The organism is Bacillus benzoevorans (assembly GCF_014207535.1).
Taxonomy (GTDB): domain Bacteria; phylum Bacillota; class Bacilli; order Bacillales; family Cytobacillaceae; genus Bacillus_BD; species Bacillus_BD benzoevorans.
On record NZ_JACHGK010000002.1, the window covers coordinates 97,651 to 113,355 of the forward strand.

The following is a 15,705-nucleotide window of genomic DNA, read 5'->3' on the forward strand; positions in this document are numbered from 1 at the left end:
CCATTTTATCAAAACAAGACATAAAAAGATAACTAAGTGTACGTGAACATTTTGTGACAAACATTACGAAACGACGAGACCATTTTGCAGCTGGAACATTTGATAATATAGTCCCTTTTGCGTTAGCAGCTCTTGGTGTGTTCCTCTTTCCACGATGCTTCCTTGATGGAGCACAAGAATTAAGTTCGCATCCTGAATCGTTGACAGCCTGTGGGCAATGGCGATCGTTGTTCTCCCTTTCCGCATTTTCGCAAGTGCCGCCTGAATCTCTTCTTCTGTTTCTGTATCAATATTCGCGGTCGCTTCATCGAGAACGAGGATTTTCGGATCGGTTGCGATTGTTCTGGCAAAAGCAACCAGCTGTCGCTGCCCGCTTGAGAAAGTTGCACCGCGTTCCACGACGCGATGTTCATAGCCATCCTCAAGCTTTTCAATAAAGGAATGCGCCTGGACAAATTCTGCTGCAGCTCGTACTTTTTCATCTGACATCTTCTCATTATGCAGACGAATATTATCCCTCACCGTACCATAAAAGAGGAACGGATCCTGAAGAACGAGACCCATTTTATTCCGTAATTCTTCCCGAGAATATTCCTTTATCGATACCCCGTCAATCAGAACATCGCCGCGTTCAAATTCATAAAACCGCATCAATAAATTTATAATCGAACTCTTTCCGCTGCCCGTATGACCGACAAGAGCTACCGTTTCACCCGGTCTTGCTGTGAACGAAATATTTTTCAGTACGTCTTTTTTTCCATCATAGGAGAAACTAACGTTGCAAAATTCGATTTCTCCATTCTCGATTTCTCTTCCGTCGCTGACCTTTTGTTTCGGAGCCAATTCAGTCTCATCAAGCAGCCGGAATACCCTGCCAGCCGCAATAATGGCTTGCTGGTACATAGAAAGCTGTTTCATCATTTCATTTACCGGTCTAAAGAAACGGTTTAAATACGTAGTAAAGGCATAAACGACCCCAATCTCAACCGGACTGTTAAAAGAGGTGATGCCAAAATAACTCAGCGCCAGAATTAAAGCGCTGAAATAAACGATATCCATCGCCGGCCGCAAAAGCAGGCTGTCGAGTTTAATATTTCTTCTTCCTGCTTCAAAATGCTTTGTATTAATTTCTGAAAACTCTCTTTCCAGTCTTTTCTGCTGGCGAAACATTTGAATCATCGCCATTCCCTGCAAAGATTCATTGATTTTTGCATTCAGCTGGCTTAATCTTTCCCGCATATCGGCATAAAAACGTGCACTATATTTCCGGTACGTTTTCATGACCATCAGGATAATCGGCAGCATGAATATACAGAATGCGGCCAGTTTCACATTCAGCGAAAACATCGCGATAAAAATACCGGCCATCAGGAAACCACTTTGGATAAAGCTGGAAATGACTGTCACAAAGAGGTCCTTAATTGCTTCCGTATCATTGGTTACTCTCGAGACAATGCTGCCGGCAGGCGTCTTATCAAAATATTTTAAACCTAATTCTTGCACCTTTGTAAAAACATCCACGCGAATTTGCTGGATAATTTTTAAGGCAATTTCTTGGAATTTATATTGCTGAAAATAGGTGATCAGCGATTTTGCAACCTGTATGGCTAAATAGCCTCCCCCTAAGAGCAGCAATGGTCCATAAGCCAGGTTTTTCGGAGTTAAATAATCATCAATAAACATTCCAATTAAAATCGGTCCTGTAACTTCCCCCAATGTGGCCAGTGCCAGCAGGATAAAGGCAAAAATAATCTTTTTGTAATAAGGGGTCGTATAGGATAGGAGACGAAAGAAAATGCTGCGTTGTTCCTGCTTATTAAAGTCAGTTGTTCTGCCCATAAGCTCCCCCTTTTTCTACTAATTCTTCTAACTGTTGATGGAGATACATCTCTTTATACCAGCCATCCTCATTCATTAATTCATAATGCGTTCCCATTTGTGCAATTTCCCCTTCATCGAGAACAAGAATGAGGTCCGCATGCTGGATAGCGCTTAAACGATGGGCTGTAATTATCGTTGTTTTCCCGGCACGGGTTTCTCTTAATGCTGACAGGATCCCCTCTTCTGTCTTTGCATCAACAGCAGACAAGGAATCATCAAGAATTAAGACCTCCGGTTCCATTAACAAGGCTCTGGCAATGGAAATCCGCTGCTTCTGTCCTCCTGACAAGGAGACACCCCGCTCACCGACAATCGTATCATAGCCATCGGTGAATTGGAGAATATCCTGATCCATCTTCGCTAAACGGGCCGCGTATTGAATCTCTTCCATTGATGCTTCCGGTTTGGCGAATGATATATTATCGGCAACAGAAGAGGAGAAGAGAAAATGCTCCTGCGGCACATAGCCAATCGCTTCTCTAAGTCTTTCAAGCTTATATTCATGCAGCTGCCTGCCCCCGAATGAAATCTCCCCGTCAAAGCCCTCGATTTCACGAATTAGAAGTTTTAATAAAGTCGTTTTCCCTGCACCCGTTTTCCCAACAATTCCTAGAGTTTCTCCTCTTTTCAGGCGAAATTCAATTTGGTTTAACACAGGACGGTACCCACCCGGATACGAAAATTTCTCTATATGAAAGGCGATCTCACCGCTTGGAACTTCATCAATGGCTCCTGGTCCATCCTCTACATCCACCGGTTCGTCCAGAATGGAGCGTACCCGGTCGTACGATGCCCTTCCCCGTTCTACGATATTAAACAGCCAGCCAAACGCCAGCATCGGCCAGACTAAGAGACCTAAATACGCATTAAAGGAAATCAGTTCCCCAATCGTAATGGCACCGTCGAGCACAAATTTTGCCCCAAAGGCAATGGATAAGAAGAAGCTGACCCCAACGATCACCGCAACCGTCGGATCATATAAGGCATCCACTCGAGCCACCGCGAGATTTTTTTTCACGACATCTGCAGATTGCTGATAAAATTCGTCGATATCTTCTTTTTCCTGACCAAAGGTTTTAATCACTTTTATCCCTGTAATACTCTCCTGCGTTTTATCATTCAGTGACGAAAAAGCTTCCTGTGCTTTATAGAAGCGTTTATGAAGCATGCCGCCGTACCAGTTGGTCATAATCGCCATTAACGGCATCGGAATCAGACAGATAATCGTCAATTTCCAGCTGATAGTTGCTGCCATAACGACAATCACTGCAATACCAATCGTCAAGGAATCAACCATCGTTAACACACCAGCCCCGGCCGTCTGCTGGATGGCCTGAAGATCATTTGTCGCATGAGCCATTAAGTCCCCTACTCTTTTCTTTTGATAAAAGGTCTGCGACATTTTCGTAAAATGCGAGTAAAGCATATCCCGCAGCTGTCTTGCCAGCTTATAGGCCGAACCGAAGATCATCAGCCTCCAGTAATAACGTGCCACGTACATCGTGAGCACTGTGAGAGCCAGCACCAGCATCCACTTGAAAAGCATGCTCGGCGATAAGGTCCCATTTTTGATTTCATCGACAACAATCCCGATTACTTTCGGCGCCACCAGCTCAAGCATAGCCACAACAATTAATAAGCTTATCCCTAAAATATATGGTCTTTTTTCCTGTTTAAAGAACCACTTTAAATCAATAAATACTTTCATTCCACCACTCCCATGAATACATAAGAAACCCATCAGATTCTGGTTCCCTCTGTACCAAATAAAAAGCACTCTACAACGAGTGCTTGTCTTCTTTATTATTTTTGCATAGACTGCAATTCTAATGACGGCTGCCTCATATTAATTTTTAGTAGTATGATTGCGTATGAAGGTTTCAGGTCTATCAGCCATTTTTCTGCTAAAAGAAATATATCACTTCTATTGTAAATTGTCTATTAATTGAATTTCTGAAAGAATGATTGTTTCATGTATATTTTTCCTTTTTATTATGAGCCGTCTAGTAAGAAGCTTGTATCATAATACAAAAACCACTCCTTCTGCTATGATTTTCGCAGAAAAAGTGGTCGTGTTTCGATTATGCGGAAGCTGTACCAACTTTATTAAATATGAGCGAGAACTAATCTATGCCTAACAATTTGTTAAATCTCATCTGCATTTTTTTTCATAAAGCTTGGACACCCTAAAAGAAGCGGGTATTATTTTCCTTGCTGTTTATTCATCGCATTCATCATTTGATTGATTTTCTTCTGTGATGGTTTCATTCCCATTTGCATCATCATCATTTTTAACATTTGTTCATTAATAGGTGGATTTTTCTTCAAATAGCTCATCATATACTTTCGAGCGATGAAAAATCCTAGTGCTACACCGGCTAATAAGCACAATGCACCAACTAGAATGTACATACCCATAAAACACTTCCTCCTTCATGTTGTCTACCATACAGTGTACTAAACCAAAGGATATTATACAATATTCTCTTTGTGATTTCATACAGTTCTAGACAAATTTTCTTTCCTTAATTGGCTTAAGCCAGGCACAGCGCTGACGCTGGCGGTCAATAGCAAGAAAAGTTGACTCCATTTTCCGTAATATCTCAAAGAATACTGTTTCCGCTTCATAATTCCCCCAAGATGTCATGACTAATGACCGTTCCTGAATTTCGAGCTGGGCAAAACTTTGCTGGTTCATGTCTAAATAAAACACACCGTCATTTTTATAAAAATACTGATTATTTTGTAAGGAATGTACCAAATCATGATTAATTTTTAATTTTTGAATCGGCTTCGTAATAAAACGAATTTGCTTTTCTAGTGTTTGTTTAAATTCTCCAAAGGATTCTTCAAATTCTTTAAATAAATGAAAAATCACCCGTTCTCTACCGAAGAAATGGGAGGCAAACTCATCGACAATTAAATGTATCTGATAGATTCTCAAGTGCATTCTCCTCCATTTTTTTCAACTCTTTTTTCTATTATATAAAAATATTCCATTTTTCCTTGTCTGTTAGTGTTAAAAAACGAGCCTAATTTTGTCGAAATCATCATTTTTTCCTATTTACTTTTGAATTTCCCCTTAAAATTGTATGAAATCACCATTATACATTTATGTTTATCGAGATATAATTAGAATTGTATGATGAGGGGGAGAATGAGTGATGCTTGAGAAAATAAACAAAAAATTGACGAAAATGATGCCTTTTATTACACCCACTGGTGTGATTTTAGGAATTCTCTTATCCGCTTACTTACAGGATTTTACCTTTTTAGTCCCATGGCTGTTTGCCTTCATGACCTTTGAAGGCAGCCTTAGTTTAAATTTCCGCTCGGTAAAAAACGCCCTCCTCCATCCTTTTCCGGTTTTCCTTACATTAGGACTTCTTCAGATAGTGATGCCTTTATATGCCTGGGGAATCGGCCATCTCGTGTTTAATGGGGATTCTTACACGATAACAGGTCTAATTTTGGGGATGGTTATTCCTACAGGGATCACCAGTTTTATTTGGGTATCGATTCATAAAGGAAATACTGCGTTAACACTGGCCATCATCCTGATCGATTCACTGCTTTCTCCTTTTATTGTGCCGTACAGTTTATCCATTTTGGTAGGTCAGAAAGTGGAGTTGGACGCCCTCGGCATGATGTCAGGTCTTTTCTATATGATCGTCCTTCCTTCCATCGCAGCCATGGTGTTGAATCAGCTGACAAAAGGAAAAGTAAGCACGAGTTGGAAACCACGCCTAATGCCGATTTCAAAAGTTTTTCTTGGCTGTGTGGTCGCCTTGAACGGCGCCGTCATTGCCCCTTATTTTAAGGAAATTACCTTTAAATTGCTCTTGATTGCCCTAACCGTCTTATTTATTTCAATCTGTGGTTTTTTCATGTCGTTTTTGGCCGCGAGGCTGTTAACAAAAGACAACGAGAGCATTGTAACGGTCACTTATACTGCCGGAATGCGAAATATAAGTGCAGGAGCCGTTTTGGCGGTTTCCTTCTTCCCGCCTGCCGTCGTTCTTCCTGTGGTCGTGGGGATGCTGTTCCAGCAAATTATTTCATCTTTCGTAGGAACTTTTTTGGAAAAACATTTTCAGAGGCATGAAGTCGAAATACGTTCAGCGTAAGCCGATGGTAGAAATTGAAGTGTACTTATTCCTTGAATGGCAAAAAGGATCTATGTTCAATCGAGAACATAGATCCTTTCTTACTTTTCATGTTATTAACCAATATTTTAGAATAAGGCTTTAACACGGGTTGTAACATTTTCAACGGTAAAGCCGTATTCTTCGATCACTTTCTCACCTGGAGCAGATGCACCAAATTGATCAATGGCAAGTACATCCCCTTCATCACCAGCATAACGGTGCCATCCGAAAGAAGAACCCATTTCAATTGCCAGACGTTTCTTTACAGATTTAGGAAGAACAGATTCCTTGTACTCTTTCGTCTGCTTTTCGAAACGATCCCATGAAGGCATGCTGATAACTGAGGCGGAAATTCCGTCCTTCTCTAACGCTCCTTGCGCTTCAATGGCTAGATTTACTTCGGAACCTGATGCTATTAACAGCACATCTGCATTTTCTTTCTTTGCAGGTGAAATCACATAAGCTCCCTTGGATACACCATCATAGGCATTTTGTGCACTTGTAGTAATAGTCGGCAGATCTTGTCTTGTTAATACAAGTGCTGTTGGCGTATTTGTGGATTCAATCGCAAGCTTCCAAGCAGCTGCTGTTTCATTGCCGTCAGCAGGGCGAAGAACGGATAGATTTGGCATCGCCCGTAATGCCGCCAATTGTTCAATTGGTTCATGTGTCGGTCCATCTTCTCCTACCGCGATACTGTCATGAGTAAATACATACGTAACAGGAAGCTGCATTAATGCGGCCATACGAATAGCAGGGCGCAGATAATCGGAGAATACGAAGAATGTACCGCCGAATACTTTTAATCCCCCATGCAGAGCCATACCATTTAATGCTGCACCCATTGCAAATTCGCGCACACCAAACCAAATATTACGACCTTCATAAGAACCTGGCAGGAAGTCAGCACTTCCTTTAATAGTCGTTTTATTTGAGCCGGCAAGGTCAGCAGAACCGCCGAATAAAGAAGGCAAATTCTTCGCAATGCCATTAATGGCTTCCCCTGAAGATGCACGGCTGGCAAGGCTTTTGCCTTCTTCATATACCGGAAGGTCTTTGCTCCAGCCCTGAGGAAGTTCTCCATTAATCGCTGTTTGAAGTTCTTGTCCTAATTCAGGGTACTCGTTTTTATATTGGTTAAGGAGCTCAACCCATTCTTTTTCTTTTTTCTCACCTTGTTCCACGATAAGAGATTTGAAACGATCATATACTTCATTTGGAACATGGAAATCTTCTTCGAATGTCCAGTTATAGGCTTCTTTCGTCAGTTTTACTTCATCACTGCCAAGCGGAGCACCGTGTGAAGCGGCTTTACCTGATTTATTTGGTGAACCGTAGCCAATAACTGTTCTTACTTCGATCAAGGTTGGTCTTGATTCATCTTGTTTGGCCTCTTCAATCGCTTTGGCGATGGTTTCTAAGTCATTGCCGTCTTCCACTCTTATATATTGCCAGCCATATGCTTTAAAACGGTTTTCTACACTTTCTGAGAATGACTGATGTAAATCTCCATCAAGAGAAATGTCATTGGAATCATATAAAACAACCAATTTTCCGAGTTTTAAATGACCGGCTAATGAAGCTGATTCAGCAGAAACACCTTCCATTAAATCCCCGTCACCACAAATGCTGTATGTAAAATGATCGACAACAGGATAATTATCTTTATTATACGCAGCCGCTAAATGGCGTTCTGCCATTGCCATCCCAACACCCATCGCAATTCCTTGTCCAAGCGGACCGGATGTAGCATCAATACCCGCTGTATGGCCAAATTCAGGATGTCCTGGAGTCTTGCTCCCCCATTGGCGGAATTGCTTCAGATCCTCCATGCTGAGATCATAACCTGACAAGTGCAGCAGGCTGTACAATAGCATTGAACCGTGACCTGCAGACAGCACAAAACGGTCCCGATTAAACCACTGTGGATTTTTTGGATTATGATTCATGAAACGGCTCCATAGTGTATAAGCCATTGGTGCAGATCCCATCGGCATACCAGGATGACCGGAATTTGCTTTTTCAATCGCATCGATGGATAGTGTCCGAATCGACGCAATTGCTAAAGAATCAACTTGATCAAACATTTATAAACATTCCTTTCCTTTTTGACTTGAACCATCATACATATACATTTCATATTCAGGATTCATTACTCTATTAATATTATAGGGAGAGTGTTTTTTATACAACAAATTCTACAAAAAAATAGGTAAAAAAGATAAATTTCGCCACGATTTACCTGTATATTCGACAAATGGAAATTTTTCCATTTCACCCCACTTATAAAAATCGAGAGTAAACTCTGACTGTTTAAATGAAAAACAATCATAGCTCACTCTCTCTACTCCTTAGTGCAGGCGGTTTTTTTCTTGTAATTTCTTTAATTTTTCCGGGGTCACATCATTCCCTTCCGGATCGATCACCGTGACAGATTTTAACGTATTGAGCATGGATGATCTGAATGTTTGTAAATATTCAGCACGCAGCTTCGACTGTTCCTTTGCCTCAAGTTCAGTTAATCCTGTTTGCTTCGCCTTTCTTGCCAATTCATTAATTCTTGCTAATTTTTCTTTTGAAAGCATGTAATCCTCCATTCGAATCATTATTTTCACACATGGAATGGCAGCAGCCATCCATAATTCTATTAATTAGGTTACATGACATTTCTCAAAAAGCAAGTTATTTTATTTTTTATTTTGTTCCAATTCCATTTCTTCGGTATACTCCTGGTATCTTCTATGTACGGTCGCCTTAGAAATCGAATAACCAAAGCCTCTTAGTGTTGCAGCGATTTCAGCGAAAGTCAACTGATTCCGGCGCAGGCGGACAATTTCTTCTATCGGTGCCTCGATCCGATCACGCCCGGCATTTTTTCCTTTATTTTTTAGATTTTTTTGTGGTTTATAGCCTTGGTCGACAGCTCTTTTCATCCCCCGTTTGATTTTTACATTATGAAGCTTTCTTTGGTATTCCTCGACCATCCCGACTATTTGCAGCACCATCGAGTCCGATTCAGAAAGCTGCAGTTCACCATTATGCGAAATGCTGTAAAGCTTTACTCCCTCTTTTAAAATACAGTGGAGCAGGGCAATTTTTGCATTTCCTCTCCCTAACCTTGTTTCATCCTGAATTAAGACAGCATTGATTTCCTTGTCACGAATAAGACTTAAGAGTTCTAGTATGCCATCCCGTTCCAATTCATATCCGCTTGCTTGTTCTTTTATAACCTTTTCTACGGTTAAATGATTCCTATCTGCCAGCTCCAGCAGTTCTTCCTCTTGCCGTTTTAGAGAGGATTCTTGTGTTTCTTTATTCGTACTGACCCGGCAATAAATAACAGCTTTCATTCCTCACACCTTCAATTACTAGCCAAATTGCTGATTTCATCAATTTCAACAGCAGAATCTTTCACAGGGATCATGATTTCCTGTCCAGCATAAATTCGTTCTCCAGAAATGCCGTTATATTGTTCAACCCAAGCAATAAAGTCTGGATTGGATAAGCGATGATATCCTGCGTATTCTTCCGACAGATTCCATAAAGTATCACCGTCTGAAACGGTGATTTTCAAATAATCCTCTGTAGAGGTTGGGAAGACAAACGAAAAAATAATGATTCCCGCTAAACTTAATCCTACTAAAATCATAACATATGAATATCTGCTCCATAACTTTTTCATGACCGCACCCGCCTTCAAGAATATACGTTCGTTTAATTGTTTTCATTATACTTCGAACATTTGTTTTGTGTCAACACATTTTCGAACTAATGTTTGTAGAAGATATGTTTTCATGCTATAATGAAACTAATAATAATGAATAAGAATCGAGGTGCTTTAAAATGGTTAAACTATCAAAAAGACAGCAAGATATTCTAGACTTTATTAAAAGCGAAGTAAAATTAAAAGGATATCCGCCATCCGTACGGGAAATCGGTGAAGCGGTAGGTCTTGCATCAAGTTCTACTGTGCACGGCCACTTAGCCCGTCTTGAAGGGAAGGGACTAATTAGAAGAGACCCTACTAAACCAAGAGCCATTGAAATATTAGATCAGGACTCACAAATCCCAAATGCCCCTGTTGTCAATGTACCGATTGTTGGAAAGGTAACAGCCGGACAGCCGATTACAGCAATCGAAAATGTAGAGGAATATTTTCCATTGCCTGAGCGTTTGGCGCCTGCTGATGAACAATTATTTATGCTTGAAGTAATGGGTGACAGTATGATTGAAGCTGGGATCTTAGATGGTGACTATGTGATCGTCCGCCAGCAAAACACGGCCAATAATGGGGAAATTGTCGTAGCTATGACCGAAGAGGATGAGGCAACCGTAAAACGTTTCTTTAAAGAAACGGACTATTTCCGTCTGCAGCCGGAGAATTCCATGCTGGACCCTATCATTCTAAAAAATGTCACGATTCTGGGCAAAGTCGTTGGTGTTTACCGGCAGATTCATTAAGGAATTAGATCATCCATACAAAACAAAAAACGGAAGAATTTGCCTTAAACAAAACAAGGACAAATTCTTCCGTCAATCTGTGGTTTTTTCTTCAATTATTTAAACCAGCCTTTTTCCTTTGATCTCGCTATGGCCTCTATCCGGTTTTTTACTTCGAGTTTATCCAGAATCGTAGAAATATAATTTCGGACTGTGCCTGCTTTCAGCCGGAGTTCATCTGCGATTTCCTTGGTATTTTTTCCGTCTGCCACCAATTCCAAAACTTCTTTTTCCCTGTCTGTCAGGGGATTTTCTTCACTGTATAAATCATCCATCAACTCAGGTGCATAGACTCTGCTGCCTGAGATGACGCTGCGAATGGTTTTTGCTAACTCTTCACTCGGGCTGTCTTTTAATAAATAACCGCTCACACCTGCTTTTACAGCCCGCTGAAAATATCCGGTGCGGGCAAACGTTGTTAAAATGATAACCTTGCATTCCTGCCCTTTTAATTCCTCCGCTGCATCAAGACCGCTTTTTAATGGCATTTCAATATCCATAATGCAGACATCCGGCTGAAGCTCGTGGACGAGGGAAATCACTTTTTCCCCGTTATTCGCCATTCCTACTACTTCCATATCTTCTTCTAAATTGAGCAGTGACCCTAATGCCCCCAGCATCATTTGCTGGTCTTCAGCAATGACAATTCGAATCATCGAGTTTTCCCTTCCTTCTCCAGCGCTTGTTTTACCACATTCGGTACCTTAATGACAACCTTTGCCCCAGCTTCAGTGAGAATCTCAAGATTGCCATTGACAAATTCAAGCCGCTCTTTGATTCCAATCAATCCATTTCCTTTATCAAAGATATCACTTCGCGCAAACCCAATTCCATTATCATGTATCATGATCGTAATTTCATCATTCGATTGCCTGATCGAAATGACACACTTTGATGCCTGGCTATGTTTCACTATATTAGTTATCGTCTCTTTTAAACACATACTTAAAATATTTTCGAGAAACAATGAAACATTTGTCAGCGGCGTATCCTGCTCGACCACCATTTCAATTTGCGCTGCTGTCAGCAGTTCCTTTACCTCGATGATTTCATCTTTTAAGCGATGTCCGCGCATGTGTGAAACCATCTTACGGACTTCATTCAATGCCGTTCTTGCCGTATGTTGGATATCCTTTAATTCCGAACGTGCCTGCTCAGGATTTTTATCAAGAAGTTTCCTCGCCAAATCACTCTTCAAACCGATTAATGAAAGCTTCTGTCCTAAAGTATCATGGAGATCACGGGCAATCCGCTGGCGTTCTTCCTGAACAATTAAATCCGAAATTCTTTTGTTGGCAAAAGCAAGCTGTTCCTCAAGTTGTTCCCTTTTTTTACGGTTATAGATGTTGAATGGAAGCAAAATAATACTGATCCAGATGATAATAATAAATGGAAATTGCTTAAGAAAGAGCGGATCCTGCATGACAAAATTGACATTAATCGCCACCGTTGAAAAGATTAAATGGATGATATAAAAAGTAAAAAAGGCAATCCGGTTGCTTATACCCCCAATTAAATAAGCGACAAAAAAGGCAAAGTAGACATATCCTAAGTAACTGATCATGGCAATAGAAGTAATAATGAGGAATGCAGTCAACACATATTTTAGCCAGTTCTTTGATATGAAGGCCATGCGGTACGTAATAAAGAAAAATAGCGTTAATAATATGCCAACGATGACTTCAGTTGTCGTTGACCACTGATAAATAAAATAGAATGGAAGAATACTAAATAACGTCCAGATATAAGGTGAAACCCCTGAACTGCTATATAAAAAAGGAAATTTCTTTTTCATTCATAAACCTCATTTTTCCTGATTAATTAACTTTAACCGTATCACATCACAAGAAAAGAGGGAAGTTTTATTTCTTCCCTCTTAGTCGATCGCTTTTTGCACGAACTTCCGGCCCAATTGAATTTTATTTAATTCATGGAAACTGATAAAACGCTTGTTTTTTTCATCCCAGAGTCGGTATTTCAAGGCAATAAAACTAGAATGAATCGTCACAACCGGAACGGAATTTAACTCGTCATTTTTCTCGTGAACGGTTTCCAAATAATAGTTAGGTACTTTGGGACTTAAATGATGGACATGATGATAACCGATATTTCCAGTAAGCCACTGTATCCATTTCGGTAATTTATAGAAAGAACTTCCTTCAACAGCTGCCTTCACAAAATCCCAGTCTTCTTCTTTCTCAAAATAAGTATCTTCAAAATGATGTTGAATGTAAAACAGCCAAATCCCTAAAGATGCCGCAATAAATACGATGGGTCCCTGTATCATAATAAATGCCTGCCAGCCAATAAGCCAGCACATCATTCCATATAAAGCAATAATCGATAGATTAAGGAGATACGTATTCATTCTTTCATTCATACGTGCCCCTTTGCGGTTCATACGGTTTGTAACAAATAGTAAATACAGAGGTCCGAGCACGAACATCACAAATGGATTGCGATACATGCGATAAGCCGCACGCTGCCAACCGGAAGCTTTCTGATATTCCTCAACCGTCATGACCCAAATATCTCCGACACCGCGCTTATTTAAATTACTGCTTGTAGCGTGATGGACATTATGGCTGTGGCGCCATTGACGAAAAGGAAATAAGGTCAAAACTCCGGTAATATTTCCAAGAACATTATTGGCGTGCTTGTTTTTAAAAAAAGAATTGTGGCATGCATCATGGAAAAGAATAAAAATTCTCACCAAAAAGCTTGCTGCCGGCACGATAAATAGCAGCGACAATAAATAGGATATGGCTAAGCTTTCATAGGCTATATACCACAGCAGAAAAAATGGTATAAATGTGTTAACCAACTGTCTAACGCTTGTTTTTGTATCCGCTTTTTCATATGGTGCAATAGATTTTCTTAACTTCAATTGTTTCTCTCTGGTCATACAAAAATTACCTCCCAATCCAATCCCCTTGTATCATTCCCCAACAGTGAATTTCTATTCCTTATTATAAAGATCTAACCGATTCCTCCAAGTCATACCCGTCATGTCCCTTATATGACATTTGTCACTTTTCGACATATTTTTTCCGAAACACATAAAAAATCCCCTTAACGGCGAATGCGCTAAGGGGATCCTCATTTCTTTATTAATACATGTGCATATATTGATCGCGTTCCCATTGGTGAACGGTTGTGCGGAACATATCCCATTCAATTTCTTTTGCTTCAATGAAGTGTTCAACAATGTGTTCGCCTAATGCAGAAACCATTACTTCATCAGAAATAAATTCACCTATGGCAGCAGCAAGAGAAGACGGCAGGTCTGTAATGCCTTCAGCAAGACGTTCTTCACGATCCATTGCATAGATGTTACGATCTACTGGAGCAGGCGGAGTCATCTTGTTTTTCACTCCATCAAGTCCTGCTCTTAATAGAACAGCCATGGCTAAATAAGGATTTGCAGCAGGGTCAACACTGCGCACTTCGATCCGTGTGCTCAGTCCGCGTGAAGCCGGGATACGAACTAATGGAGAGCGATTACTTGTAGACCATGCAACATAGCAAGGTGCTTCATATCCAGGTACCAAACGTTTATAAGAGTTTACGGTTGGATTTGTAATGGCCGTAAATGATGTAGCATGTTTGACAACACCAGCAATAAATTGCAGTGCTGTGTCACTTAATTCCATATTAGCAGTTGGATCATAGAATGCGTTTTGACCGTTTTTGAATAGCGACAGGTTCATGTGCATTCCAGATCCGGCAACGCCAAATAATGGTTTTGGCATAAATGTCGCATGCAATCCATGTTTGCGGGCGATTGTTTTTACAACAAGCTTAAATGTTAGGATATTATCACATGCTGTAAGAGCATCTGCATATTTAAAATCGATTTCATGCTGTCCAGGAGCTACTTCATGGTGAGAAGCTTCGATATCAAAGCCCATTTCTTCCAGCTCAAGAACGATGTCACGGCGGCAGTTTTCACCAAGGTCAGTCGGCGCTAAATCAAAGTATCCGCCTGCATCATTTAATTCTAATGTTGGCTCGCCCTTTTCATCCAGCTTAAATAAGAAAAATTCCGGCTCAGGCCCTAAGTTGAATTCAGTGAATCCTAGCTCTTCCATTTCTTTTAACACCCGTTTCAGGTTATTACGAGGATCCCCGGCAAATGGAGTTCCGTCAGAATTGTAAATGTCACAGATGAAACGAGCTACTTTCCCTTTTTCAGCTGTCCAAGGGAAGACAACGAATGTATCTAAATCAGGATATAAGTACATATCAGATTCTTCGATCCGAACGAAACCTTCAATAGAAGAACCGTCAAACATCATCTTATTGTCAAGGGCTTTTTCTAATTGGCTGATCGGGATTTCTACATTTTTGATAATACCTAAAATATCCGTAAATTGAAGGCGGATAAATTTCACATTTTGTTCATCACACATACGTTTGATATCATCTTTTGAATATTTACTCATTTTTAAATTCCTCCCGAAATTTTACAATCTAGTAGTTAAAATGTTCAATAACATAAGTCAAATGGAGTGATGCTAAACGGCATTTTTCAAAATCATACACCACAGATATTCGCTTTAAGCTTAGTGAAAAAAGCGATGCATATTTCCTCCCAATGAGCTGTGATTAAATCGCCCTGCATTCGTTAATTCTTTCCTTAACAACTTACGAATATCCTCGTTTGTGAGCTCTTTTTTCGCTTTAATTGCAGGCTTGTTTTGTAAATCCTGATCCATTGCTTTTTGCACTCTCTGGGCAAAGATTTGTTTAATCCCGGCCATATTAACACCTTGATCAATCAAATCTTTGATTTCTAGCAATGTATCAATATCATTTAAAGAAAAGAGCCGGCGATTCCCGTCTGTACGGGCTGGTGAAATCAATTGATGCTCCTCATAATAACGAATTTGTCTGGCCGTTAATTCGGTCAGCTGCATCACTGTACCAATAGGAAAAAGGGGCATGGAACGTCGAATTTGACTTCCTGTCATTAATTTATTTCATTCCCTTCTTTTCTTAAAGTTATTATATTCCGTGTTAGAAATATTGTCAATGATACGTTAGGATTCCTTACATATAATTTTAGATTTCTATTTATATATAATTGAGGTCTTTGTTTCTATTTTCATCAACGGATGATACTGGCACTTACATACGCATTTTTTCATATATTAAGATGACGATAAATCAGGAG

General features: G+C 40.1%; 15 protein-coding genes. 2 read left to right on the forward strand and 13 right to left on the reverse strand.

All coding sequences use genetic code 11. From position 1 onward, the window contains the following. Window positions 1-63: 63 nt before the first annotated feature. The 4 genes from HNR53_RS03760 to sirA form a co-directional block, all read right to left on the reverse strand. Window positions 64-1,839, reverse strand: a complete 1,776-nt coding sequence (locus HNR53_RS03760; RefSeq protein WP_184522969.1) for an ABC transporter ATP-binding protein — start codon at window positions 1,837-1,839, stop codon at window positions 64-66. Further along, complete coding sequence (locus tag HNR53_RS03765) at window positions 1,823-3,589, reverse strand: ABC transporter transmembrane domain-containing protein (protein WP_184522971.1); 1,767 nt, start codon at window positions 3,587-3,589, stop codon at window positions 1,823-1,825. Before HNR53_RS03765 ends, HNR53_RS03760 begins: the two co-directional genes overlap by 17 nt. A gap of 494 nt (window positions 3,590-4,083) precedes the next feature. Continuing rightward, complete coding sequence (locus tag HNR53_RS03770) at window positions 4,084-4,299, reverse strand: YneF family protein (RefSeq protein ID WP_184522973.1); 216 nt, start codon at window positions 4,297-4,299, stop codon at window positions 4,084-4,086. Window positions 4,300-4,387: 88 nt separating this feature from the next. After that, a complete protein-coding gene (gene sirA / locus HNR53_RS03775; protein ID WP_246439261.1) occupies window positions 4,388-4,831 on the reverse strand; it encodes a sporulation inhibitor of replication protein SirA in 444 nt (147 codons plus the stop codon). Window positions 4,832-5,045: 214 nt separating this feature from the next. On the opposite strand from sirA, the gene HNR53_RS03780 reads away from it, so the two are divergent. Further along, a complete protein-coding gene (locus tag HNR53_RS03780) occupies window positions 5,046-6,008 on the forward strand; it encodes a bile acid:sodium symporter family protein (protein WP_184523688.1) in 963 nt (320 codons plus the stop codon). Window positions 6,009-6,115: 107 nt separating this feature from the next. Here HNR53_RS03780 and tkt read toward each other — a convergent pair whose 3' ends face one another. From tkt to yneA, 4 genes are all read right to left on the reverse strand, one after another. Beyond that, window positions 6,116-8,116 (reverse strand): transketolase, encoded by a 2,001-nt coding sequence (tkt, locus tag HNR53_RS03785; protein ID WP_184522978.1) that lies wholly within the window; start codon window positions 8,114-8,116, stop codon window positions 6,116-6,118. A 264-nt stretch (window positions 8,117-8,380) separates the two neighbouring features. Next, window positions 8,381-8,614, reverse strand: a complete 234-nt coding sequence (locus HNR53_RS03790; protein WP_184522980.1) for a DUF896 domain-containing protein — start codon at window positions 8,612-8,614, stop codon at window positions 8,381-8,383. Window positions 8,615-8,716: 102 nt separating this feature from the next. After that, complete coding sequence (locus HNR53_RS03795; RefSeq protein WP_184522982.1) at window positions 8,717-9,379, reverse strand: YneB family resolvase-like protein; 663 nt, start codon at window positions 9,377-9,379, stop codon at window positions 8,717-8,719. An 11-nt stretch (window positions 9,380-9,390) separates the two neighbouring features. Continuing rightward, window positions 9,391-9,711: a cell division suppressor protein YneA gene (yneA, locus tag HNR53_RS03800; protein ID WP_184522984.1), complete on the reverse strand. Its 321-nt coding sequence runs from the start codon at window positions 9,709-9,711 to the stop codon at window positions 9,391-9,393. A gap of 161 nt (window positions 9,712-9,872) precedes the next feature. Here yneA and lexA point away from each other — a divergent pair, with 161 nt between their 5' ends. Continuing rightward, window positions 9,873-10,490 (forward strand): transcriptional repressor LexA, encoded by a 618-nt coding sequence (lexA, locus tag HNR53_RS03805; RefSeq protein ID WP_184522986.1) that lies wholly within the window; start codon window positions 9,873-9,875, stop codon window positions 10,488-10,490. 95 nt (window positions 10,491-10,585) lie between these two features. Here lexA and HNR53_RS03810 read toward each other — a convergent pair whose 3' ends face one another. The 5 genes from HNR53_RS03810 to HNR53_RS03830 all read right to left on the reverse strand — a co-directional run bounded on the left by HNR53_RS03810 (window position 10,586) and on the right by HNR53_RS03830 (window position 15,502). Next, the gene (locus HNR53_RS03810) at window positions 10,586-11,185 is read right to left on the reverse strand and encodes a response regulator transcription factor (RefSeq protein WP_184522988.1); all 600 of its coding nucleotides are present in this window, start codon (window positions 11,183-11,185) and stop codon (window positions 10,586-10,588) included. Then, window positions 11,182-12,324: a sensor histidine kinase gene (locus HNR53_RS03815; protein WP_184522990.1), complete on the reverse strand. Its 1,143-nt coding sequence runs from the start codon at window positions 12,322-12,324 to the stop codon at window positions 11,182-11,184. Before HNR53_RS03815 ends, HNR53_RS03810 begins: the two co-directional genes overlap by 4 nt. An 81-nt stretch (window positions 12,325-12,405) precedes the next feature. After that, window positions 12,406-13,434, reverse strand: a complete 1,029-nt coding sequence (desA, locus tag HNR53_RS03820; RefSeq protein ID WP_184522992.1) for a Delta(5) desaturase DesA — start codon at window positions 13,432-13,434, stop codon at window positions 12,406-12,408. A gap of 205 nt (window positions 13,435-13,639) precedes the next feature. Then, window positions 13,640-14,974, reverse strand: a complete 1,335-nt coding sequence (gene glnA / locus HNR53_RS03825; RefSeq protein WP_184522994.1) for a type I glutamate--ammonia ligase — start codon at window positions 14,972-14,974, stop codon at window positions 13,640-13,642. Window positions 14,975-15,094: 120 nt separating this feature from the next. Beyond that, on the reverse strand, window positions 15,095-15,502 hold the full coding sequence (locus tag HNR53_RS03830) for a MerR family transcriptional regulator (RefSeq protein ID WP_184522996.1): 408 nt from the start codon (window positions 15,500-15,502) through the stop codon (window positions 15,095-15,097). Window positions 15,503-15,705: the final 203 nt, after the last annotated feature.

Excerpts from the sequence above, each read along its gene's own strand:
- glnA (WP_184522994.1), bottom strand. The coding sequence starts at position 14,974 with ATGAGTAAATATTCAAAAGATGATATCAAACGTATGTGTGATGAACAA.
- yneA (WP_184522984.1), bottom strand. The coding sequence starts at position 9,711 with ATGAAAAAGTTATGGAGCAGATATTCATATGTTATGATTTTAGTAGGA.
- HNR53_RS03810 (WP_184522988.1), bottom strand. The coding sequence starts at position 11,185 with ATGATTCGAATTGTCATTGCTGAAGACCAGCAAATGATGCTGGGGGCA.
- lexA (WP_184522986.1), top strand. The coding sequence starts at position 9,873 with ATGGTTAAACTATCAAAAAGACAGCAAGATATTCTAGACTTTATTAAA.
- HNR53_RS03780 (WP_184523688.1), top strand. The coding sequence starts at position 5,046 with ATGCTTGAGAAAATAAACAAAAAATTGACGAAAATGATGCCTTTTATT.
- HNR53_RS03830 (WP_184522996.1), bottom strand. The coding sequence starts at position 15,502 with ATGACAGGAAGTCAAATTCGACGTTCCATGCCCCTTTTTCCTATTGGT.
- HNR53_RS03795 (WP_184522982.1), bottom strand. The coding sequence starts at position 9,379 with ATGAAAGCTGTTATTTATTGCCGGGTCAGTACGAATAAAGAAACACAA.
- HNR53_RS03770 (WP_184522973.1), bottom strand. The coding sequence starts at position 4,299 with ATGGGTATGTACATTCTAGTTGGTGCATTGTGCTTATTAGCCGGTGTA.
- HNR53_RS03765 (WP_184522971.1), bottom strand. The coding sequence starts at position 3,589 with ATGAAAGTATTTATTGATTTAAAGTGGTTCTTTAAACAGGAAAAAAGA.
- HNR53_RS03815 (WP_184522990.1), bottom strand. The coding sequence starts at position 12,324 with ATGAAAAAGAAATTTCCTTTTTTATATAGCAGTTCAGGGGTTTCACCT.
- sirA (WP_246439261.1), bottom strand. The coding sequence starts at position 4,831 with ATGCACTTGAGAATCTATCAGATACATTTAATTGTCGATGAGTTTGCC.
- HNR53_RS03760 (WP_184522969.1), bottom strand. The coding sequence starts at position 1,839 with ATGGGCAGAACAACTGACTTTAATAAGCAGGAACAACGCAGCATTTTC.
- tkt (WP_184522978.1), bottom strand. The coding sequence starts at position 8,116 with ATGTTTGATCAAGTTGATTCTTTAGCAATTGCGTCGATTCGGACACTA.
- desA (WP_184522992.1), bottom strand. The coding sequence starts at position 13,434 with ATGACCAGAGAGAAACAATTGAAGTTAAGAAAATCTATTGCACCATAT.
- HNR53_RS03790 (WP_184522980.1), bottom strand. The coding sequence starts at position 8,614 with ATGCTTTCAAAAGAAAAATTAGCAAGAATTAATGAATTGGCAAGAAAG.